17 protein-coding genes, 2 tRNA genes and 1 pseudogene are annotated in these 22626 nt (G+C 48.7%); 3 read left to right on the forward strand and 17 right to left on the reverse strand.

The window, feature by feature from the left end:
* Positions 1–434: 434 nt before the first annotated feature.
* The 3 genes and pseudogenes from mdh to ACIS_RS03110 all read right to left on the reverse strand — a co-directional run bounded on the left by mdh (position 435) and on the right by ACIS_RS03110 (position 2216).
* On the reverse strand, positions 435–1388 hold the full coding sequence (gene mdh / locus ACIS_RS03105) for a malate dehydrogenase (RefSeq protein WP_041651503.1): 954 nt from the start codon (positions 1386–1388) through the stop codon (positions 435–437).
* Between the two features lie 288 nt (positions 1389–1676).
* A pseudogene (locus tag ACIS_RS05580) lies at positions 1677–1808 on the reverse strand (cell surface protein); the annotation flags it as partial.
* Positions 1809–1853: 45 nt separating this feature from the next.
* On the reverse strand, positions 1854–2216 hold the full coding sequence (locus ACIS_RS03110) for a dihydroneopterin aldolase (protein WP_012880758.1): 363 nt from the start codon (positions 2214–2216) through the stop codon (positions 1854–1856).
* Positions 2217–2286: 70 nt separating this feature from the next.
* Here ACIS_RS03110 and ACIS_RS03115 point away from each other — a divergent pair, with 70 nt between their 5' ends.
* Complete coding sequence (locus ACIS_RS03115; RefSeq protein WP_041651200.1) at positions 2287–2919, forward strand: RDD family protein; 633 nt, start codon at positions 2287–2289, stop codon at positions 2917–2919.
* Here the strand turns inward: ACIS_RS03115 and tsaD are convergent.
* The 4 genes from tsaD to ACIS_RS03135 form a co-directional block, all read right to left on the reverse strand.
* Positions 2878–3909, reverse strand: coding sequence for a tRNA (adenosine(37)-N6)-threonylcarbamoyltransferase complex transferase subunit TsaD (tsaD, locus tag ACIS_RS03120; RefSeq protein WP_012880760.1), 1032 nt, complete (start codon positions 3907–3909; stop codon positions 2878–2880). The genes ACIS_RS03115 and tsaD overlap by 42 nt on opposite strands.
* Before the next feature lie 8 nt (positions 3910–3917).
* A complete protein-coding gene (locus ACIS_RS03125; RefSeq protein WP_041651202.1) occupies positions 3918–4913 on the reverse strand; it encodes a TAXI family TRAP transporter solute-binding subunit in 996 nt (331 codons plus the stop codon).
* 6 nt (positions 4914–4919) lie between these two features.
* A complete protein-coding gene (locus tag ACIS_RS03130; protein ID WP_041651505.1) occupies positions 4920–5645 on the reverse strand; it encodes a triosephosphate isomerase in 726 nt (241 codons plus the stop codon).
* A 23-nt stretch (positions 5646–5668) separates the two neighbouring features.
* Positions 5669–5742, reverse strand: a tRNA-Thr gene (locus tag ACIS_RS03135).
* Between the two features lie 116 nt (positions 5743–5858).
* On the opposite strand from ACIS_RS03135, the gene rsmA reads away from it, so the two are divergent.
* Positions 5859–6671, forward strand: a complete 813-nt coding sequence (gene rsmA, locus ACIS_RS03140; RefSeq protein ID WP_012880763.1) for a 16S rRNA (adenine(1518)-N(6)/adenine(1519)-N(6))-dimethyltransferase RsmA — start codon at positions 5859–5861, stop codon at positions 6669–6671.
* Between the two features lie 163 nt (positions 6672–6834).
* On the opposite strand, the gene ACIS_RS03145 is transcribed toward rsmA, so the two are convergent.
* From ACIS_RS03145 to ACIS_RS03160, 4 genes are all read right to left on the reverse strand, one after another.
* A complete protein-coding gene (locus ACIS_RS03145; protein ID WP_010264343.1) occupies positions 6835–7161 on the reverse strand; it encodes a DUF721 domain-containing protein in 327 nt (108 codons plus the stop codon).
* 81 nt (positions 7162–7242) lie between these two features.
* A tRNA-Ser gene (locus ACIS_RS03150) sits at positions 7243–7334 on the reverse strand.
* 277 nt (positions 7335–7611) lie between these two features.
* Complete coding sequence (gene bioA / locus ACIS_RS03155) at positions 7612–8895, reverse strand: adenosylmethionine--8-amino-7-oxononanoate transaminase (protein ID WP_012880764.1); 1284 nt, start codon at positions 8893–8895, stop codon at positions 7612–7614.
* Positions 8896–9076: 181 nt separating this feature from the next.
* Complete coding sequence (locus ACIS_RS03160) at positions 9077–9922, reverse strand: YihY/virulence factor BrkB family protein (protein ID WP_049756292.1); 846 nt, start codon at positions 9920–9922, stop codon at positions 9077–9079.
* A 193-nt stretch (positions 9923–10115) separates the two neighbouring features.
* On the opposite strand from ACIS_RS03160, the gene thiL reads away from it, so the two are divergent.
* Positions 10116–11168, forward strand: a complete 1053-nt coding sequence (thiL, locus tag ACIS_RS03165) for a thiamine-phosphate kinase (protein WP_410510734.1) — start codon at positions 10116–10118, stop codon at positions 11166–11168.
* On the opposite strand, the gene ACIS_RS03170 is transcribed toward thiL, so the two are convergent.
* The 6 genes from ACIS_RS03170 to ACIS_RS03190 form a co-directional block, all read right to left on the reverse strand.
* Complete coding sequence (locus ACIS_RS03170; protein ID WP_012880767.1) at positions 11156–13405, reverse strand: hypothetical protein; 2250 nt, start codon at positions 13403–13405, stop codon at positions 11156–11158. The two genes, thiL and ACIS_RS03170, sit on opposite strands and share 13 nt — an antisense overlap.
* A 318-nt stretch (positions 13406–13723) precedes the next feature.
* Positions 13724–15373 (reverse strand): hypothetical protein, encoded by a 1650-nt coding sequence (locus tag ACIS_RS03175; RefSeq protein WP_148207713.1) that lies wholly within the window; start codon positions 15371–15373, stop codon positions 13724–13726.
* Positions 15374–15779: 406 nt separating this feature from the next.
* Positions 15780–17627 carry a hypothetical protein gene (locus tag ACIS_RS03180; RefSeq protein ID WP_012880769.1) on the reverse strand — a complete coding sequence of 616 codons (1848 nt, stop codon included), beginning with the start codon at positions 17625–17627 and terminating at the stop codon, positions 15780–15782.
* A gap of 542 nt (positions 17628–18169) precedes the next feature.
* Positions 18170–18313, reverse strand: coding sequence for a hypothetical protein (locus ACIS_RS05585; protein WP_238523245.1), 144 nt, complete (start codon positions 18311–18313; stop codon positions 18170–18172).
* Positions 18314–18455: 142 nt separating this feature from the next.
* A complete protein-coding gene (locus ACIS_RS03185) occupies positions 18456–20342 on the reverse strand; it encodes a hypothetical protein (RefSeq protein ID WP_012880770.1) in 1887 nt (628 codons plus the stop codon).
* Between the two features lie 416 nt (positions 20343–20758).
* Positions 20759–22609: a hypothetical protein gene (locus ACIS_RS03190; RefSeq protein ID WP_012880771.1), complete on the reverse strand. Its 1851-nt coding sequence runs from the start codon at positions 22607–22609 to the stop codon at positions 20759–20761.
* Positions 22610–22626: the final 17 nt, after the last annotated feature.

Genomic DNA, 22626 nt, shown 5'->3' on the forward strand with positions numbered 1-22626 from the left:
CGTGCTGGCCTTTGTTGGCGGGCAGCTGCGGTCCCCGGCCGCTTGGCGTGGAGTGTTCCGGTGGATCTGAGGTGGTTGCGGGGCGGCCGCTACCGGCCGCCGGTGTGGCTGCGCTACCCTGCGGATTTCTTGCACTAAAGACCCGAGTCGCCGATCGTAGATAGCTTCCGTGGAGCGGTGTACCCTGAAAAAGGGTGTGCGGGGTGCTGCTGCTAGCCGTAGCAATGTTGCTGCGATTGTGTGGGAGCCACTCAATACAGAAAATCCTGAGGTGCAGATCTGCCCTGCCTCTGGCTAGCTGCGCTGCGGCTTGGCTGCGCACTTACCAAACTGCCACGAAGAAATGCGAGGCTTCAACTGTTTCGGGAAAAGGGAAGCCGAGTGCGTGCCGCGCGGCGTGTGTCGCTAGGTTGTATTATTAAGTATGCGTCGTCTTAAGATATTGCGCCAACGGAACCGCGTATGAGCTTCACAGACTGATCAAACACGGCTTGCTCTTCTGCAGTCAAAGGAAATTCGATGACCTCTTCCACCCCTCCCTTGCCTATGACTACCGGCACACCAACAAACAGATCACTTACCCCATATTGGCCGTTTAAGTACGCAGAACACGGCATGATAGAACGCTTATCACGAATGTATGACTCCAGCATATGCGCACAGGATGCCGCAGGGGCACAATAGGCGGAGCCAGTCTTCATAAGTTTGACGATCTCCTCACCGCCCTTGCGGGTCCTCTCCACAATCGCAGCAATATCATCACGATTTAGGCGGCCGCTTTCTATTAAATCCTCAACCGGCACCCCACCCACGGTGGAATACTTCAGCAACGGTAACATCAGGTCCCCATGCCCGCCCAAAACCATTGCCGAGACGCTGCGAACCGAAACATTCATGTGCTGCGCCAAAAAGAAGGAAAACCTGGCGGAATCTAAAACCCCGGCCATGCCCACCACTCTACTGGACGGCAAACCTGAATACTTATGCATGCACCACACCATGGCATCAAGCGGATTGGTGACGACAATCACAAAAGCTTCCGGGGAATACTTAGCTATGCTCTCGGCAATACCCTTAATAGCCGCGGCATTCGTATTTAGCAGATCCTCCCGGCTCATCCCCTCTTTTCTCGGGATTCCAGCCGTCACAACCACGGCGTCAGAATGCTCTATTGCCGCATAATCCGAACTACCTGTTATAGAAACGTCAGAACCCAACAGGGCCAGTGCCTGCCCGATGTCCAAAACCTTCCCCTGCGTCATGCCCCCGGCAACGTCAACAAGCACCAACTCCCCAACCACCTGAGACGCACCAAGCATATGTGCCAGCGCCCCCCCAATGTTACCGGCACCAATAAGTGAAACCCTTGCAGACCGGGAATTACGCATACGAAAAAGCAAAACGCCGAACCTCCCGCACTCTAACAAATTGCCAAGATTTGTCAAGTACGAGCAATGATTAATCGCGCTCATCACTGAGCGACGCATAATCCAGCACTGGGCACTGTAGCAAGGTGTGACGCCCGCAATGTCAGATCTGCCACCACAGGACCCTTCTCCACCGCGACAGATGAAATCAGAGTAGGAGATTCTCCTCACCAGCAGGCTAGGATTTGTACAGTGTGCTGCACCTGACTGTTGGCCATTAGGTATGGTGTTAAACGTTATGCGATAGATATCAGCATCACACCCTCTCACCAATGCATGACTACGTGGCTCCAGTGCAACCACAGCAACTGTGAACAACACTAGTGCAGATAATAACAGTGCTCCACCGTGCCATGACCCTTGCTTTACATCTACACACACGCATGCAAAGGTGCATATCGGCCTCGAGAGCAGTTTTATCGCTTCTTACAGCGGCGCGGACAGGCTTCCTGCTTTCCAGAAAACCGCAACAGAAGTTCCTCCACCTTGCATGCACGAAGCGGTCGGCTTAGATAGTTTTACCGTACACTCGCTTACAACGGGGTAGTCCTTCACTATACAACCAACAAGATCTTTTGCTACATCTTCCAGAAGCTCATGCCCATGTGCCTCCGAGGCCGCTGCTATTACTAGCTTTTTCAACGATGAATAACATATTATTGCACCGGGTTTTGCCAGGTACGATAGGTTCACATCAACCAAAACCTTCTGCTTCACCGCCTTTTCCCAGCCATGGACCCCTATTTGCATATAAACCGATAGTCCCTCTATGCTCAACTGGAAGACCACAAAAATTCCCGATGAAATAAAGTATTCACAGTTCTATAATAGACAAACAGACTTGTCCAGGGAGTTTGCAATGCAGCGTTTACAGAAGGTGTTTTCATGGATTTCAGACAAGCTACTCTTTCCTTTCGGGCGGGCTACAGCACCTAAAGACGGCGAGTTATGCTATGTTTCAGGTGCAAGGCGGTGCATAGGTACCATGATAGATCTGGTCATCGTGGTTTTCATGCTACAGTTGGTGCACGCGGTGTTTTTTCTCGCCCTTCCAAAAAGTGAGGCTGCCTTCAGAGCAATAGAAAAGCACAAAATGGGTGGTTCCTTGACCAAAGATGAGAGAATTCTGAGAAATAAGTACATATATAAGGCAGTTGCGTTGCAGGTCATACAATTAGTGCTTGTATTTATATATAACGTATACATGTGGATAAATTTTGCGGGCACTACTGGCAAGTTACTGGTAGGACTTAGAGTAATAGATGAAAATACATTAGAGACCATGAGTTTTGGTCAAGCGACGAAGAGGTTTTTCAGCACTGCACTGTCTGGCATACCATTAGGGCTAGGGATTGTGTGGTCAAATTTTGACGCACGCAAGAGAGCATGGCACGATATGATTGCCAAGACCGTGGTCGTGACTAATAAGAGTCTCAAGCGCTGCAAGGAACTACGGACAGAGGGGCCAGCGAGCTCTGGGAACAAGCTCTAGGGATGAGAGGTTACCTTTACGAAGATTTTCAATCCCAGCCCATCCGACCATAATACCATTGTCTGTACACAGTTCTTTAGGAGGGAATATTGCATCAAATCCCAGTTCATTAGCACACTTATGTATGCTACTACGCAGAAAATTATTTGCTGCCACGCCCCCGCTTATAACTATTTTACTAATGCTATTATCGAGAGCCTTGGATGCTGCCAAGGCATTAGCAACCCTACTAACTAGAATCTCACTAACACACTGCTGGAACGATGCACAGACATCGCATAAAGCCTGATCATCCAAACGACTACCTTCCTTAGCAATAGTATAGCGCACTGCAGTCTTAAGACCTGAAAACGAAAAATCACACCCGGGTCTGCCTTTCAGAGCCCTGGGAAATGGAAATCTGTGCGCATCCCCCTTGAGAGCACAACTTTCTACCTCAGGCCCACCTGGATATCCCAGACCAAGCATCCTTGCCACTTTATCAAAGGTCTCCCCAAGTGAGTCATCAATAGACTCCCCAAGCTTGGTATATTTACCGACATCATGTGCGATCAAGAATTGGCAGTGCCCCCCAGATATGATTAGCACCAGAAATGGGAATTCAAGGTCATCACGCACCATACGTGCCACCAGCGCATGGGCTTCAAGGTGATTTACAGCAATAATGGGCTTGCCCGCCACGTAGGAAATTGCCTTAGCCAGCATGACCCCGACTATCAGTGACCCTACTAATCCAGGACCTGATGTCACTGCAATCGCGCTCAGGTCACTAAACCCCAGCCCTGCACTGTCCATAGCCCTGGAAACCAAGATGTGTAAAAAGTCACAATGGGCCCTAGCGGCTATCTCCGGCACCACACCTCCAAAAAGGGAGTGCTCCCTCTGTGATAGTACCTCATGAGATAATACCTTCCTATGCCCATTTAGGACTGCAACTGCAGTTTCATCACAACTGGTTTCTATCCCCAGAACCGTGCACCCACTGACCATTACTGGCACTAATGCAACATTCCGATTTCCTCGTAGAAGCGCGCTGCACCGTTGTGTAGCGGGACCGCGCTACCGCTAGTCACCAGATCCTTAAGTGTGAGTTTCCGCAGAGCACCGCTAAGCTCACGAAATCTATCGATATTAGATGCGACTGACTTCACTACCGCATATGCTATCTCATCTGATAGCGCAGTTGTAGCATATATAGAAGCCCGCACTGATATCGTCTTAACGTCTTGCGGATTACTTTTATATGTGTTTCCGGGTATCACACCAGCGGCGTAGTACGGATATTTCTCAACAAGCTCTGCTATCAGGGCATCATCCAAGGAAAGCGCCACAGCGTCACAGGTAGCAGAGGCCTCTTGCATGCCGGCATTTGGATGCCCTACAAAATCTGTGATGACGTCTATTTTCCCATCGCACAGTGCCTGAACCTGCTCTGAAGCCTTGAGGTCAGAAGCCACTAAAAAATCTTTTATCGTCCACCCTTTGGTTTTCAGTAGACTGATAACCGCAGTCCTAACCCCAGTACCCGGAGCACCCACATTTATTCTCTTGCCTTTTATGTCATCTATGGACTTAATATTGGAATCCTTCCTGACGACTATAGTAAAATACTCCTTATGCATAGAGGCGAGCAACCTCAGGCTATCCATAGGAGGAATGCCTGAATATATATCGTCACCCGTGTATGCATGGTATCCTATATCAGACTGGGCTACACCAATGTCCATGGTGCCTCTACGCATTGAGTTCAAGTTGTAAACACTGCCGGCAGTTGTAGAAGTAGAGCAGATCAGCTGCCCAGGCTTGTTAGCCTTGCCATGACCAAGCACAACAAACTTACACACCCCACCGCCTATGGAATAATATACGTTGGTCATAGACCCTGACCCAATCAGCACAAAGTCCCTCTGAGACTCAGAAAACGCCGGCCTGCCAAACAGCAAAAATGAGCAACTACAGACCGTAATAAACCCGGCAATTATCACTCGGAGCATAAAAACCTACAATTCCAACACACTGCTTATAATTCCGCAAAACGCCTCGACTCTCGTTCCTGCGCTTCCAACCAACACCCCAGATAGGCTGCCAACTTGCGACTTTAGAGCACGTATATTATCTTGGTTCACGGAGCCACCGTAAAGCACGGTACGTACAGAACTATGAGACGCGATTATATCGAAAGATTCTTTTATTATCCCTAAATCGGGAATGGTTGAACCGCCTATGGCCCAAACCGGCTCATACGCAATAATAAACTCTCCATATTTTGGGCAGCACTCGTCGCATTGTTCCACCAGCACATCGCCAGACATACCACTGTGCCTCTCCTGAAGTGTTTCACCCACACAGATTATAGGTGTAATCCCCTCCCCTATGGCGGATTCAGCCTTTAACCTAATGTCTGAATTTCCTTCACCAAATGCACTTCGCCTATCAGAATGCCCAAGAATGACGTAGTCACAGCCACATTCCCTTAACATTTTAGCGCTTATCTCACCCGTAGCACCCTTACTAGCCCCAGAAAAGCAGTTCTGTGCGCCAAGCTTTACCGACGGACATCCAGAATTGAATGCCGACATCACAGTAAACGGAGGGCATATAACCAACTCAAGAGAGTGCTTGCTGAGCAGGTCTGGTGCAAAGCTGGCATCAATCGCGGAGAGAAAATCCCGCACCAAGGCGACGCTCCCATTCATCTTCCAGTTAGCTACAACAAGAAAGGACATAAGCTCCACAAGAGGTACAAGAGAGCCGGCTGCCGGACTCGAACCGACAACCCCCTGATTACAAGTCAGGTGCTCTACCAGTTAAAGCTAAGCCGGCCAACAACGCAAGAAACCAAGCCGCGACAGCTGGTGGTAGAATGATATACATGTTAGGATAAAAGTCAAAAGGTTAATTTGCGGCTACGCCGTCGGCAATTGTTAGGCAATCGTACAATGTACATCCTTAAGCATAAAGCGTACAAATCGCTCGGACAAAACTTCATTTTAGATCCTGCTATAGCGGAAGAGATAGTCTCCTACGCGGGAAGCATAGAAGGATATAACATAATAGAGGTTGGCCCCGGATTTGGGACCATGACTGAGATAATTTTAAGGAGCAAAGTCGCAAGCCTACTGGCAATTGAAAAAGACTGCAGGCTGTCGCCCACGCACGAAAGCCTGATGAAGCAGCATCCGCACTATAGGTACATAGAACATGACGTTTTGGACATAAACTTGGAGGAGTTAATTGCAGCGCCAAGCAAGATGATAGCCAACTTGCCGTATAACATATCTGTGATTCTACTCCTCAGGATGTTAAAATACATACACAATTTTGAGAGGCTAACCCTAATGTTTCAAAAGGAAGTGGCGGAGAGATTGGTGGCCAAACCCGGCACTAAGAGTTACTCAATACTATCCGTGCTAGTGCAACTGTTGTGTGACGTAGAGAAAGTAAAAGACCTGCAACCGCACGTATTCTCCCCTCCCCCAAAGGTCTGCTCATCTGTAGTCAACATCACACCCCTAGGCAATTTAAGATTTCCGGTAGACTACTCATACATGCTCAAGATGCTAAAAAAAGCATTTGGCTGCAAGAGAAAGACTGTGCGCAACGCGCTGGGACTGCCGCACCAAGAATTCGATGCATTGCTTGCAGAGTGTAAGATACCGCCATCCGTGAGGGCGGAAAACCTCTCTGTGGAGCAACTTTGTGCAGTATCAAACTTCCTGCAGTCACGGCAATATCAGTTCTCTACGAGGTAATCACGGCAGGCACCTGTGGAATACGAAAACCGCCGGCTTGCACCCACACGATAACCACAGCCGAAGAGACGGTGCGCAGTTGCGCGGCACACCAAGGCGCCATTTTACAAATTACGCCACCAGCACGCCCACATCGAGCTACTACCCACCAGCAAGTACCAACCTATTGCCGAATTTTGATTGATGATATAGCTTTAAACCCAAAATACACGGAAATTTTCTCAATAATGCCGGGTATTGCGTATTGAATGAACATCGCGTGCCCCCCGTGAGTAACACTCAAGTACAATATCCCGGAGTTATCCTTAGAAAAAACCACCTTGTCGGGCCGTGCGAGCTCTGCGATTCGCGCCCCAACTATATCTCTCCAGTTGAGCATGATTCGGATTTCCGTTCTGCTCAGCCGCCACGCTTCGCACTTTTGTAGAACAAAACTCTCGACCGCAGATCTTATATTTCTGCATCCACGCCTCTTCGTGAGAAGGTACATATCCCCCAACCGGCAATCTACAAGCAGACATCCACCCGCCCCTGCCGCTTAGCGCAGGAAGCCAAAACTAAGCAACACCTCTGGCGGAGAGAGAGGGATTCGAACCCTCGATACAATGTTACTTGTATAACGGTTTAGCAAACCGCCGCCTTCAGCCTCTCGGCCACCTCTCCAACCGGGAATCGGAGGATTATTCTCCATTTCCCACAAAATATCAACAGTAATTATCCGTAAGCATTGGCATGGACACGGCGCTTATAAAAACGGCAATTCGAGCTAACGGAGATACGGTGCAAGGCGCATGTACAACCGTGCATGTGTCACTCCCCCTCCCCCGCGTGTGCGGGCCACGCGCACCAGTGCACCTTGATGCACCAAGGCATGGAATTTACGTCTTATTTCACACCGCCTCTTAATGGCACAGCCCACCCGCGTGTGACACGCTGTGTACTAGACAACCAGCTCCAGACGCTCTCTACAAGAGTGCACCAAAGTACACACCGCAGTGAGCAGGTGCTCCAGCTCTGCGTCAGAAATTATCAAGGGGGGCATTAGGTACACTGTATTTCCAATTGGCCTTATCCAGATTTCACAATCTACAAGCTTACGTAAGAAGTTTTCCTGCAGATGATCAAAATTGTCCGCAGCTATCTCCATGGCGGCAACAGCCCCTTTTACCCTAATATTGTGAACGTATTTCAAGCCTCGAAGCGGCTCTAACCCGCGGCCCATGCGCTCTTCAATAACCTGCACCCTGCTCATCAATGACCCGTCCTCAAATAGGTCAAGCGAAGCGTTCGCGGCAGCGCACGCCAAGGGATTTGCTGCAAAAGTGTTGCCGTGCATCAGCCTTTCACCACACGACTCAAATGGCCCACAGACCTCTGAAGACACTAATGTCGCCGACAGCGGGCACATGCCACCAGTCATGGCCTTGCCCAGCACCATGATATCAGGGGAAACTTTTGCCTGCTCACACGCAAACATGGTACCAATTCTACCAAAGCCAGTTGCAACCTCATCAACAATAAAGAGAATATTGGCTTCCCTTGCGAGTTTAAGCAGCGACGCGAGCACATCAGGAGAATAAATACGCATCCCCCCAGCAGCTTGGAGAATCGGCTCCACTACGATTGCGGCAGTCCTGTGGGCAATTTGCTCTATCTCACGCCCCAGCAACTCGAAATCTCGCTCGTCTACCGGTAAATCAAACAGGTGTTGCGTTGGGTAATAGCCAGAAAACTGCGTGCCATGTATAGCCATGGGGTCCGAAACCGACATGCACCCCATGCTGTCGCCGTGGTATGCATTTTTGAACGCAACAAAGCCGGTTTTTTGTGGCCTACCAACAATGTGCCAATACTGCACTGCAATTTTCATCGCAACTTCCACAGCCATAGACCCAGAGTCAGAAAAGAAAACCTTCTGCAGCCCAGGTGGCGCCAGCCCCACAAGCCTTGAAGCCAGTTCGCACGCCCCTTCGTGGACCAGGCCAGAACAAAGCATCACGTGGGAAAGCCTCTCTACCTGTTCGCGCATTTTTGCAACTATGTGGGGATGGGAATACCCATGGCAGACGCTCCACCAGCTGGATATGCCGTCCAGAAGCTTTCTACCATTTTCTAATTCAAGGTAGCACCCACTGCCGGACACGACCTTCACGGCATCGATCGGTGATAGCACGCCGCTATATGGCAACCACAGATTTTCAAAATTGTACATGCAACCCACCACGCAGCCGAAAGCCCCCTACTCCAGACTCTGCAACCAGACACCGTCGTAGATCCGGTATTCTAACGATCTACGTAACATCTGAAAAGGCATTTTAGCAAATTATGCGCGCAGAGATCCCGAGCTCCGCTCCACAACCTCAACGGTATGCCGCCCGCATGGTGGGCCCCTTCCCTGCAGTACATCAAAATTGCTTAGATAGCCGGTAACTCAACTCCGCCCCATATATGAAGAATATGCTGATAATGTAGAAAAAGAGCATGGACGCAACAATGCCGGAAAGATTGCCGTACATTGTGTGCAGCACCCGAAAGTTTGACAGGTACCAAGAAAAAGTAAACGAAGACAAGCTCCACAGCACTGTGACCACAACCGCCCCAGGCAACACAACCCCCATGCGTTGCCTGGTATTTGGCACCATGTAATACATAAATGCAACGGACAGGCATAATATTACTTCGCTTACAATGTATTTTATATAGCCTAAGTAACCCCACTTCGGATCAAGTATATCGAGAATTATGGGCACCAAAACCGTAAATAGCACGCTGCACATCATCACCAGCACTATTGCCAAAAATTGCAAGATGCTCAGCATCCTACCAAGAATGTACGGTGGTGGGGCTGAAACCCTAAATGCCTTGTTCAACACTGTACGCATGCCCTCTATGGCTGAAGAGGCAGTCCAAACAATGCCCACTACAGCCACAGTCAACAAACTCTGCGGAGGCCCAGATAATATCTCGTTTATTCTAGGCAAAAGCGCAGCAATGGTCTCATGCGGCAGTTCGCTAAGCAGCGAAGTTACCAGCCCCTGCAGGAAATCTTCGTGCTTGTCCAGCACGTTTAGTGCAGTGGAGGTCATCGCAGTGAAGAATACCAAAAAGGGGAATGTGGATAGAAGAAAAATGAATGACAAATACCCGGAATACACTAGCCCATCATGTCTACGGAAATCCGCAATTGCGAGACCCGCACACTTAAAAAACGCACCTACCCCTTTGAGGATTGTAGCGCAAAGCCCATGCACACACAAAGACACCACGGTTGACCAAAACAAACCCCGATATATTATTTAGCGTATTGCCCAAGAAAACAACCTTGTTGCTTGACTCAGTACGGAAGTTATAACAATTTAAATAGTACTACAGCAAGTTTTTGGGCTTCTTGCCACGGGGGCAAAAGCACAAGCGGTACCCGTGGCGCTAATATTATACCAGTAGTTGATGGCGGAGATGAGAAAACCCGGAGCTCTGTGCAAGATGCAGCGTCTATCTACTGATGCGCAAAATCTTACTTCTTCAATTGCCGCGAAAACTTCTAATATCGATGAGTTTGCGTGCATAGAGAAATACATACGCCCCCTGATGCGCAGCGGATTTAGCACTGAGAATGACGATGCAGGAAAAATTTCCTCCCCCAACGGGTCTTTTATCGTTACACAAGATATTCTAGTGGAGGGAACTCACTTCCTCCGCCATAGCAATCCAACTCTATTAGCAAAAAAGGCGTTGAGGGTGAATCTCTCCGATCTTGCAGCGATGGGGGCCCAGCCCTACGGGTACATGCTTGGTATGTCATTACCACAGGGAGTAACCGAGGAATGGTGGGAGCAATTCAGCAATGGCCTGAGGGAAGATAATAAAAACTATAATGTTAACTTAATCGGCGGCGATACGACGTCTAACAACACGGGTACCATTACTATAAGCATTACAGCCATGGGGGTTCCCGGTATGCAAAGTATGACGAGGTCGCAGGCAAAAGTTGGAGATTTTCTGTATGTAAGCGGCAACATAGGAGATGCTACTTTGGGATTAATGGCGTATCAGGACCTTATAGGGGGAGAGTACTTCGCTTTAAAGCGTAGGTATGATTTACCAGAACCCAGAATTACGCTGGGCAGCAAAATATGTGGCATCGCGTCAGCGTGCATAGACATTTCAGACGGGCTAGTTCAAGATATAGGGCACATATGTAGGTTATCAAACGTGGGTGCGAGCATACACTTAAACCAGATTCCAATGTCCGATGCGGCACAAGACGTACTAAGGCGCAATCCAGAACTTATAGAGCGCATTTGCAGCGGAGGGGATGACTATGAACTTGCTTTTACCTCTGCAGAGAGTAACCACACAAAGATAATGCACATAGCGGCAGATCTTGGGGTTAAAGTCACCACAATAGGTGTAATAGTTAGGCAACCTGGCGTTGAGGTGTATGACGGCAAAAACATCGTGCATTTTACCAGCCACGGGTATAGTCACAAGTTCTGAAGTGCTTGCCCATTAGGAGTTTGAACACTCGTTTCTGTTGTCACATCGATAAAAGAAGTCTCCCTGGTTGTGGAAAATCGCACACCGACCAATCCCCTATCTAAAGACGGGTAGTGCACGTATGCAACCTCGGATATTAGCGATGTAAAAAATTCGCAGTGTCCGTGCATTGCACTTTCCAGTACCCTCAGCATAGACTGAGAACTCAGTTCCGGGCCAAGAATCTCGCGCAATACTTCAGGAGAGCATTTATGCCCATTAGGAATTAAATCAGCAATCTCACAAGCGACTGCAAAAGCTACTATTGCTCTCAGACCTTCTTGATTAAGCTTAGCAAGCGAGATTTGCAGTGTCTTAAGGTCCCCTGTGATACCATTACTTTTAGCGCTCTTCAATGCTGCGTGAACAGCTTTTGCAACTGACTCATTAAAGGCTGCCTCCCTAACTGCAATTTTTATTGCTGCTAAAAAGCGTGCGTCTACTCCCGAACCTGCAGCGGTCTTGTTTTTCCGTTTCGCAGACGCGGCTGATACTTCCGCCACATCGCCACCCACACCTATTACCTCAAACCCAGGAATTACAGCCAGCCACTTGACGATTGATGCATCAAGATCTTGCATATGTACAAGGCCGTGTGAGCTTATGAGCAAGACTGCGCTGACGCTTTCAAACAGCCCCGGCATCCACCTACACAGGTATGATAGGGATTCCTCTATGTGCCCATAGCTAATTATCGAATCAAGCGTTATTTGCGCTCCTTTTTTTCTGATTCTGTGGATTGCGTTGTGCACCGCATTAAGGGTTCTCGCCACCATTATCGTCCTAAAGTCTTTGTCAGTAAGAAACTTCGAGATTATCGCCTGTGTTAGGTGCATATCATCCAAATTTTGGAAGAAGCGCTCGCGCGTGCACGTTAGCGCATATAGCGCGGATACAAATTCGCGAGAGGTACCTGCCCCATCTCTGCATATGGCCTCCACACTGTATTTAGCAGTGGAGTTTAGGATGGAATCTATAAATGCCTTTTCTAGCCTTGTGATGGACCCGAAGTTTAACAGCCGCTCAAACGCACATCTATAAGTGACAACATCATGCAGGAATCGCGCAGCCCCGGCGTTGTTACCGGCTACTTGCGGCAAGTTCTTCCCAGCAAGCCTCAAGACACTCTCCCTACTCCCGCGTACCGACTTGTATTCGTATCCAAGCTCAATACTATCCTTGGAGGCTCCGGGAGAGCAGCGCAGCAACAGGCGCGAGTAAAAATCTACATAGTGTCTCAATGCTTCTGAGCTCCCTACGCAGTCAGCATAGACACCGGATTCAAACATAATCGACAGTAGACTTTCTGCTGTAACCCTCACCTTCAGTAAATGCATCGGTTCGACCCGTTCTGTCCCGTTGCGCTTAAAATACATTCTGTAACTTACTGCATCCATGTTTTGAGGAAACATCGGACGCACAATAATTTGGAGACGCCCAGGTATAATGGGATTCGTGCGCCCGCCAGCCCACGAGTGCACTTTGAATACTTCACGTCCTATAGTGCACAAGATTTCCCGCTGGCGACCTAAGCGAAATGTCACATGGTGGGCACCAGTTTTAGGTGTAACCGGAGTTGTTAGATAATCTTCAGATTTCCCAAGATAGCTTGCGGTCAAAACTACGTGACCATCAACCTGAACGTCATGGACTTCCTGCACTCCGAGCTCACGCAGGGTGTCCTGCACTCTAGATGCGCGGTCAACAGGGCTTTCAACAACGTGTTTCGTAATTGCGGCTGTGGCGGGCAAAGGCGCGACGGGGACATCCTTTGGAATATGCGTGCTGCTGGACACCTCTGTGACGCGAATACCTTGCTGCAGAGACAAAGCCATCGACCCCCCATTGCAGCAAACACAGCACATGAGCAATCCCCATACTACGCCGCACGCGGCCATAAGAGCCACACCCACAATTGACAAACGGCCTTTTACCGCTAGATCGTAAGTTATCCATACTGCGGCAACTAGCTGTATGGTGGCCACTACGATAATCAGCATATGCAGGGCTAGCGCGACTTTTGAGCGCGTTGCACCATTACCACCGCTGCTGTCTCCGGAAATAATATCGTACCTTCTCTTGTAAACCCCGGAAGGGCGACCAGCAGTAGAGCTGTGAAAACTTACTCTCTTTGTTGCCGACTCTACCATACCGTTAGCAACGGTCTGCGACGTACTTTTGCCAAAATCCCCTGTCATATCTATCTACATAAAACCATAAACTCAATCTGTACAATGCGTGTATTCAGTTTCGATATCTTAAAAAAGTCATACTATACCAAAAGTTGCATATAGCAAACAATAAAATTGCCTCCTATTGCTGCTAAAGTGCCAAGGCGCTGTTCTGGTTTCGAATCCTTACCCACACCAACAAATTTGCACACGCTGCCAGTCTCGTCTGAGGTGTAGCTGCGCCACAACATATCTGCCTGCTATACGGGCCCACCATTGGCAATATGCTGGTCTACGCCCACGCGAAAGCGCGTACTAACACCTTGTCCAGCCTCGATAACTACACTAGGACGCTGCCATGCTAAGCGGGCCAGCAGTTCTGGATTCTGCCACCGCTGCAGCAACTACTGGGTCACATAGCAACGTTTCTGATGCAGGCCCGACGCGTTCACGACGCGTACCCCTCTCACATATCTGTGTTTCAGTGCCATAAAACACCTCACACCTCTGTTTGTTGGCAAGCTCTAGCACAGTACCGCGCGCAAATACGCTATCACGCCCTGGTGATTCTTCGAATATGTAGTCTGCAATCATCACGCCTGCTGTCGTGTCGACAGAGACGGTGTCTAACTGCAGCGTGCTTTCCATACGGAACCTTTGTATCTTGAGAACCGCCAGAAACGCAATGATGTCAGAGCAATGGCTGTCTTGCAATATACGGCGCCCTGCACGGCGTATTTCAGCACGAATAATACTGAAAACGTCATCTTGGCAATTAAGCCATAGCGCAATCTTGGACCATAGGACAAGCGCTTTAAAGTGCTGAATTTCGTCCTCATTCATACCCTCGAACGCAAGGTCCTCACTTACGATAGGTAGTGCACCTGGTGTGTCACCCGCTTGGCTTATCAAATGCAGCGTCAAGTTGCTTAAGGAGCCTTGCTCATACACGCCATCAATCACAACCCTTGCCAATGCATAGACGCCCTCGCACAAACCGGGAATTTGCCTACACAGATAAGGCATCCTTGCCATGATACCAGCCTTAGAAGTGATACCTCGATCTAGGCTGCGTCTCACACTGGCCACAGCAGATACAACTAGGGCACATTGAAATTTGGCCGAGCATATAAACTCCGATACTAGCCACAGTTTGCTTTGCTTTGTGATGGGCTTGAACATTACCTCCTCACTTTGCAACAAACCTAACAACAGTGATATATACCCTGCAAATGCTGCGCGCTCAGCTCTGCTGCAGCGGAATTGTGTATCGTGATACGTGCGCTGAGCACGCTCTACAATACGAGCAAGAAGCTCCATATCCCCTTCAGACGCGGCATGTCTCTTGTGTGTAATAACATGCCTAAACTCCCGCGCATTTTCATGTATGTCACACACCATCGGGGGAATGATTGTGCTGTATCTATAGGTGCCAGACACAATCAGCGCAAGATAGCACCTCATGAATGCAGATTTATGGTCGTGTGATACAACGTATGGAGAGAGCAGAGCTATACGGGTTGGATTCATGCGCCTGGTGCTGCGGGATGCCACGGAAGGAAGAAGCAACCTTAGCTTAAAAACACCACCACTCGGCTCACCGCGCTCAAAAATTACGTCATTAGCATGTGGCCCAGATGTCACCAAATCCGTGCCCATAACAATCGCGCGATTAGTTTTTCTTTGAAAAACTGGCAGTACTTTGTGAGAGATAGTACATCCAGATTGCTGGCTTAGGTATCGCACAGGGTAAAGGGTATCGTTATGGCCATAAAAAAGGCTCCCCGAGCGCGATGCAAAGCACGCGGGCGCACCATCTTCCGGAAAAAGATACTCTCCTGTCTCCTGATCACGGACTGCATGTTGGAGTACACCCCGCAGATCACTACCTTTGTACTCACTGCACGCACCACCAGCTATATCGCGCAGCTTTATGCCATCAGGGCTATCTTTGTCAATTTCAAACACTACTGATTTACGACAGAAAGTGCTCAAACTCACCCTAGCTGCGGCAATAGCGCGCTGAGTTGCCGGTATGACGAACGCACGAATAGCTGTATAGAGGTAATAAATAGGCATTGTAATTGCGGACAAGACGCCTGCAATGCAGCATGCCGTGAGCACAAAAACAGAGGCTAATATTATAAGAACAGCAATGGCTAGGTTTTTCATGTATGTCGCTCCAATTTTGCTTCGTATGTGGGCATACCGCCCCACCATTCCTACTGGAAGTGTGCAGAGACGGTATTTCCAGTACTATTTCATTTCCTTCAAGGCAAACTTTTGCAGCAAAAAAGTGCCACTAACTGGTCCACAGCTAGGTGCGTGCGGCAACCTATGTTTTGAGTATCTGGCACTTGCCCTAACACCACACCCGTGCGCCCATATATGACTGAAGTGATCATGCACTAGCTGCCCCAGGTGACAGCCCTGCATCCCTCCGTTCTGTCCCTACTTCAGTAACCTGAGGGGCATCAAGTGATGTATCTGACGCAGGTGTACGTCGTACAGGCTTACGAAATTCATACATACTTATGTCATAAACATCACAAGATATGTCACATTCTTGCCTATCAGCAAGCTCCAATTCGGCTCCATGCGCACATGCGTGATTTCGCAGCACCGAGTGGGTTGTCATATAATTTATGACAAACTCATCTGATACTTTACACAGGTCACTCGCTGGCCTTCCACAAGAATCCCACAGGGACGATACCCTGCGGGCCACCAAACACGCGATTATGTCAGAGCAATAACTATCTCGTAATACACGGCGTCCCATGCTGTGCATGCTGCGCACATTACTAAGCGGGGTACTAGACGCTCGCAAAGCATCTCCTCTAAGTTCATCAAGACGTAATACTTCTGCATCGCTCATGCCCTCAGGCGCACTTTCCGCATCTACGCCAGGTAGTTGAACACCATGTTTGCTGAGTGCACGCGCAACGTCATGAAGCGCTATATCACCTAATTGGTTCTCCTCGCACACAGCATTGTTGTAGTGTGCGGCCCTCACTATAGCGTAGACAGCCTCACACAGGCCAGGAATTTGCTTACACAGATATGGCATGCTCTCCATGATAGCCTCTCTAGAGACAGTACCTTGATCTACGGCATCCTTCATGCTAGCCATAGAAGCCGAGATTACAGCATCTTGAAATTGCCGCGAGTGTATAAACTCTGATGTTAGCCAAAGTGTGCCTTGCTTTGTCAGGGGTTTGAACATTGCCCCGTTGCTCTGTGACAGACCTAATAGGAGTGACATGTCCCCAGCGTGTCGCTTAAGTGCGGCTGCGTCACATTCAGGGGCCTGGTCCCTCAAAACTGGTTCTGTGCTATTGTACAAGAATTCCGCATCCGACTCGGACAACGCGCCCCTGTTATGTTTGAGAATATGCGCAAACTGTTGCGTGTTTGCGTGCATATCCCACGAGAAAACCTCAGAAAGCTTACCGGACTTATGCACGCCGGCCCTAGCTAGTGCAGTGTAGCGCCTCAAAAATACAGACTTTTGATTGCGTTGCACCACATACGGAGATAGAAGCGCCACACGAGTCGGATTCATATCTCTGGTTTTGCTTAACACTACAGGGGCGATGATCCTCACTCTAGAAATACCAGATCCCCCGACATTAGACTGCAGCTTAACATCGTTACTGCGCGGTCCGGTAACCACAAAATTTGTGCCTAACACAAGCTCTCGAATGCTCCCGGGATCCGCACGGTAACCCATGTGTTGCATCACTGCACTATCAAAGCGCAGACACGTTCTCTGGGGTGGAAATAAGTACGCAGGCCTACTCGCTGGAGGTTGTACCGGGTAAACAGCGCGCCCATAGCCGAAAAAGTGCTGACCAGAACCAGATACAAGTAGTGCGGGATCTTCCGATGGGAAAAAATACTCTTCCTTCTCTGCATCGTAGGTCGCATGCTGTAGCACGTCCCGCAGCGCAGTGCCTTTGTATTCACTGCATTGCCCATTGGCTATATCACATAACTTAATGCCGTCAGCGCCATCCTGCTCGACGCCAAACATAACCTTTTTGTTATGAGGAAGACCCAAAGCATTCTCTGTGTTGTACATAGCGCGTCTAACGCGGTCTGCGGATAGATTGAAACCATAGATAGCCAGCGCACACAGGAAACAAATGGGTGCTAAAACCACGGCTACAGCACCTGCGACAGCGCATACTGCTAGTAAAAGCGCTACAGTAAATATCGATAAAATCGCTTGCGTTAAGTTTTTCATTTATGTTACTCCAATTTTGTTTATGCGCAACCTATTAGCCTATGATTCAGGTGTGCAGCAGCCAACAAGACCATCTCCAGCACCCTACGTTTGTGGGTCTTTCAGTCAGGTGAATGTGCTCACACGGCTCGTAGCACGGAACAGCGCACCCCGGCCCAATTTGAGTATCAAGCACCATGTGTGGAAAAATTTTGTAGCAACACCTGGTCTGATACCCGTGACAAGTTGATCACAGTATATCATAAAAAATACCCGTATTAGGAATTTTCTAAAAAAATTTACCTTAAAAACCCAACATTTGTAGATATATCAGGCAACCATATCAGTACGACGTATGTACATCAGACCCAGGCATTGCCAGAGATAATGCGTACACTCGAGCAAAACTGCAGTTGATCTACTCTGTCGGTGGTTATCTTCCCATCGCAGTGCCATACTAAGCGGCGTCTGCGTCACACACCAAAGTACTTGGAGAAGGGCCGCTATCTGGCAAACGCAGTCCGCACCCCAACTGTGTAACTACGTAGTGGACCCGCAGCGTATCATGCACTAGTGGGGAAAAAGTCTGATAGCGGGGGGTCTTGGTCTTTGGACAACACTTCGTACCCGTGTAGACGGAAGAAAAGCCACACCACGTGGCACTTATCACGCGATATGAACAATATTTCAGCAGTCTTGTACGGCACCTAGTAATTGTAAAAACCACTCGTGCGCAATAGTAGGGAACTACACCCGCTGAAGCTGCGTACAACCGCAGCTTCAAATTCCGGAAATCACTCTGTTGGCACTTAGGTCTGCCAACACCTGTACCTCTAGGTGACTAAAATGTCATGCACTTGCTGCCCCAGGCGACAACCCCGCAGCCCTACGTTCTGCCCTTACTTCAGCAACTTTAGGGGCATCAAGTGATGTATCTGACCTAGGTGTAGCATATTCAAGTTCTGGAAACACACACACCTCTGCTTGAACATCACAAGATATCTCGCACTCCTGCTTGTCAGCGAGCTCCAATTTGGCATTACGTGCAAATGCGTGATTCCGCAGTACTGAGTCGGTTTGCAGATAGTCTGCAATCGCGTTGTCCAGTACCTCATTCTCACACAGAGTGCTCATAGTCCCAGCACGCACACTCGTCCGTTTTATGCTATGGGCCGCTAGATACGCGATTATGTCAGAACAATACCTATCCCGTAATACACGGCGTCCCATGTCGTACATACTGTGCACATCGTCACCATGCGATTGATGAGATGCTCGCAAAGCATCTTCTTTAAGCTTATCGAAACGTAGTACTTCTACATCGCTCATGCTATGAAACACGCTACTCTCATCTATGCTGGAAAGTTGAAGATTGTGAGGACTGCACCCGGAATTGAGCACGCTTATTATATTAAAAAGCGTGAGATCGCTCAAAGAATATTCCTCGCACGTGCCATTATTGTAATTTGCAGCTCTCACCACAGTGTAGACAGCCTCACACAGACCAGAAATTTGTTTGCACAGGTATGGCATGTTTTCCATGATATCCTCTCTAGAGACGATGCCTTGATCTACGGAATCCCTCATACTAGCCACAGCCGCGGAGATCATGGCATCTTGAAATTCCCGTGAGTATATAAACTCTGATGTTATCCAAAGCTTGCCTTGCTTTGTTAGAGGCTTGAACATTGCATTGTTGCTCTGTGAAAGGCCTAATAGGAGTAACATGTTCCTCGTGTATTGCGCAAATGCAGCTGCATCATATTTAAGAGTCCCGTCCTCTAAAGCGCAAACAGCCAGCTTAATGCTATTGTCCAGGAACTCTGCATCCAGCTCGGACAACGCGCTCCTGTTGTGTGTAAGAATATGCGTAAGTTGCGCAATGTTTTTGAACACATCAAATGCAAAAACCTCGGAAAGCTTACCGGACTTACACACGCCTGCCCTAGCCAATGCAGTGTAGCGCCTCAAGAATACGGATTCAGAGTGATATGGCACTACATATGGAGACAGGAGCGCTACCCGAGTCGGAATCATGCGCATGGTTCTGCTCAATACCACGGAGGGAGCGATAATCCTCACTCTAGAAATACCAGATCCCCCGACATCAGATTGTAGTTTCACATCGTTACTGCGCGGTTCGGTGACCACGAAATCTGTCTTCAAAACAACCTCCCGAACGGCACGCTCGCTATCCACGGGTTCGCAGTCAGATTCGCTTTTCATCCATGTGTAATTAAGGAACGATCTACGCCTGTGGGGTGGAAATATGTACGCTGGCCTACTCGCTGGAGGTCGTACCGGATAGAGAGTCTCCCCATGGCCGAAAAAGTACTGACCAGAACCAGACACAAGGAGTGCGGGCTCTCTGTGTAGTGGGAAAAAATACTTACTTGTCTTTTCATCATAGCTCGCATGCCGTAGCACGTCCTGCAGCGCAATATCTCTATATTCACTGCATTGCCCACTGGCTATATCATGTAGCTTAATGCCTCTTGGCATATCCGACGCAACTTCGAACACGACCGCCTTGTTATGAGCAATGCCTAAATTGTCCCTCACCGCGTTCTCAGCATCTTTAGCACCTGCTACGCACAGCTCAAAAGCATAAAAGGCCAGCGCACATAGGAAATACATTGGCACTACAACCGCGGCCACAGCACCTGCAACAACACATAACACCAGTAAAAGTGCTGCGGCAAATATCGATACAATCGTTTTGGTTAAGTTTTTCATGCTGCTACTCCAATTTTGTTCACGTGTGGGCCCACTGGCCTGTTATCCTTGTTAGAAGGACATATGAGACCGTACCTTCAGCACATATTGCTCCAAACAACCTCTACGGCTAAACACGCTGCTCATTGGCTTACAATGGGGTGAATGCCGTACTACCCGATCCAATCTGAGCATCCAGTGTCACGTGTGGTAAGAACCTCGTGCCAATGTAGAGTCTGATATTCACGACAAGTTGGCCGTATTATAGCACGAAATACCGAAATTTAGGAAAATTTCTAAAAAATTTACCTTAAAAACCCAATATTTGTAGATATATCAGGCAACCACATCCATACGACGTATGCACATCGGATCCAGGCATTGCCAGAGATAATGCGTACACTAGAGTAAACCTGCAGTTGATCTACTGTTGGTGGTTATCTTTCCATTGCAGTGCCACATTCAGCAGTAGCTGTGTCAGACACCAAAGTACTTGGAGAAGGGCCGCTATCCGGCAAACGCAGCCCGCACTCTAACTGTGGAACCACGTAGTGGACTCGCAGCGTATCATGCATGAGTGAGGGGAAAAAGTCTGATAGCGGACCATTGCCGCTTGCCTTCGCGCATACATTCATCACGGCATCATCGCGTGCTGCTTCTATGCGAGAGTCAGTTGGTAGCCCACCAAAGCATTGCCCATCTGCCATAAGTAATTTATTCGTTTGGTCTGCCACCATAGCCGCAACAAGCTCCTGAAGGCCAGATTTATCAAGCTGTGCAATGGAGCGTCTAAAATGATTTAGCAAATCTTCTGAAGACATAGCATCAGAGCATTGCGGTGCGTATCCCTCCCTTTTCAGCGCTTCACACAGAGTTCGGATATCTGAGCCATGTGCTCTAGACTGCACAAGCGCTTCAGCCATTATCATATAACCCGCTACGGGATCACACGCCATAACACTGCGAGTGACATCGTTTAATAAAATCGCGCAATCGTCTATACCATCACCTTCCAGCATAGTAGCTGCTTCGCAAAATCCCGGAATAGCGCATAGTTGAGTGATAACACCTTTGGTAATATTAACATTAGGCGTAGGATCGCAGCCAAAATACACTCGGGCAAGCCCGTATATGCTCTCTGGCAACCCCGTAACTCTTAGCGCCAAACATGGCAGAAACTGCGCAGTAAAAATGTCGTAATCCACGCAGCCACGATAAGTATCCGACGCACGCATGGTCTCAATTGCCTTAAGAGCACCAGCAACTACTGCAGTTCTTAGGTCTGCGTCGCACAGCAATCTGGTAACTACTTCCTTCTGTTGGCTTAACCTGGCCAGATCTTTCATGCACTTTACATTTGAGTGGGAAAGTGCATATAGCGCAGAAGTAACCGAGAGTTCAGTACCACCCCGTGACTCAGCCCCACCTGGACACCCCACGGTGCGCACCATGCCTCCGTAATATCTCATCAAAGTCACGCATCTTAGTACCGTATTGATCCTTACCAATGAACTAGGGTGCTGCAGCATCAGCCTCATCTCATCCGCGCACTCCGCAAAATCATTAAAAAGTTTATATCCTACCCCAAATCTCACGTATGCATATATCCCTTCATAATTTCCTGCTTCCAATTGTGCGTTTTCGGCGCCGTACAACGTTCGCAAGTAATCGTTTAGCAATCTCCACTGCAATTTAACATAAAGATTAAATGGGCTATCATCGCCGTACGCGTCGTTCAAAGGTATAAACATCAATTTGAGCAGGTTGTTAGACGTAAGTCGCACCTCAGCCGGACAGCGAAACTCTGTTGGGAACGCACTTAGGATGTCTCTAAGTTGCACACCTACAACCGACATTTTCATGTAATGGGGGATTGACAGCGTGAAGACCATGTGCATCAGCCCCGTAGGCACGAGAGACAGCGCATCCCTTCCACTATGCACAACATTGTAGCTAATAACTTGAAACAGGTTTCCGGATAGGTTGCAGTATACTGCATCATCAGCTATATCCTCCGCGGGGAAGTAGAACTTCGGCTTGCGGGATGTATCGGTACGCACTATAACATCGCCAAAGATCTCATCTTTGAGCGCAATATCGGCGCTGCTGATTTCAGTAATATTGATCGGCTGCAGAACAAGCACGAGGCGCGTGCTGGATACATCCTCACAAATGATTTCTTCGACCCCAAAAAGCTCAGGAATGCCGGGTGGCTGCATAGACCTCCACTCGGCAAAATTCCTAACAGGCGGCTTTATTGGGTCATCCATCACGAATTCTGTGCCCATTACATAGTTAGATGAGG

It is taken from the genome of Anaplasma centrale str. Israel (genome assembly GCF_000024505.1).
GTDB lineage: Bacteria > Pseudomonadota > Alphaproteobacteria > Rickettsiales > Anaplasmataceae > Anaplasma > Anaplasma centrale.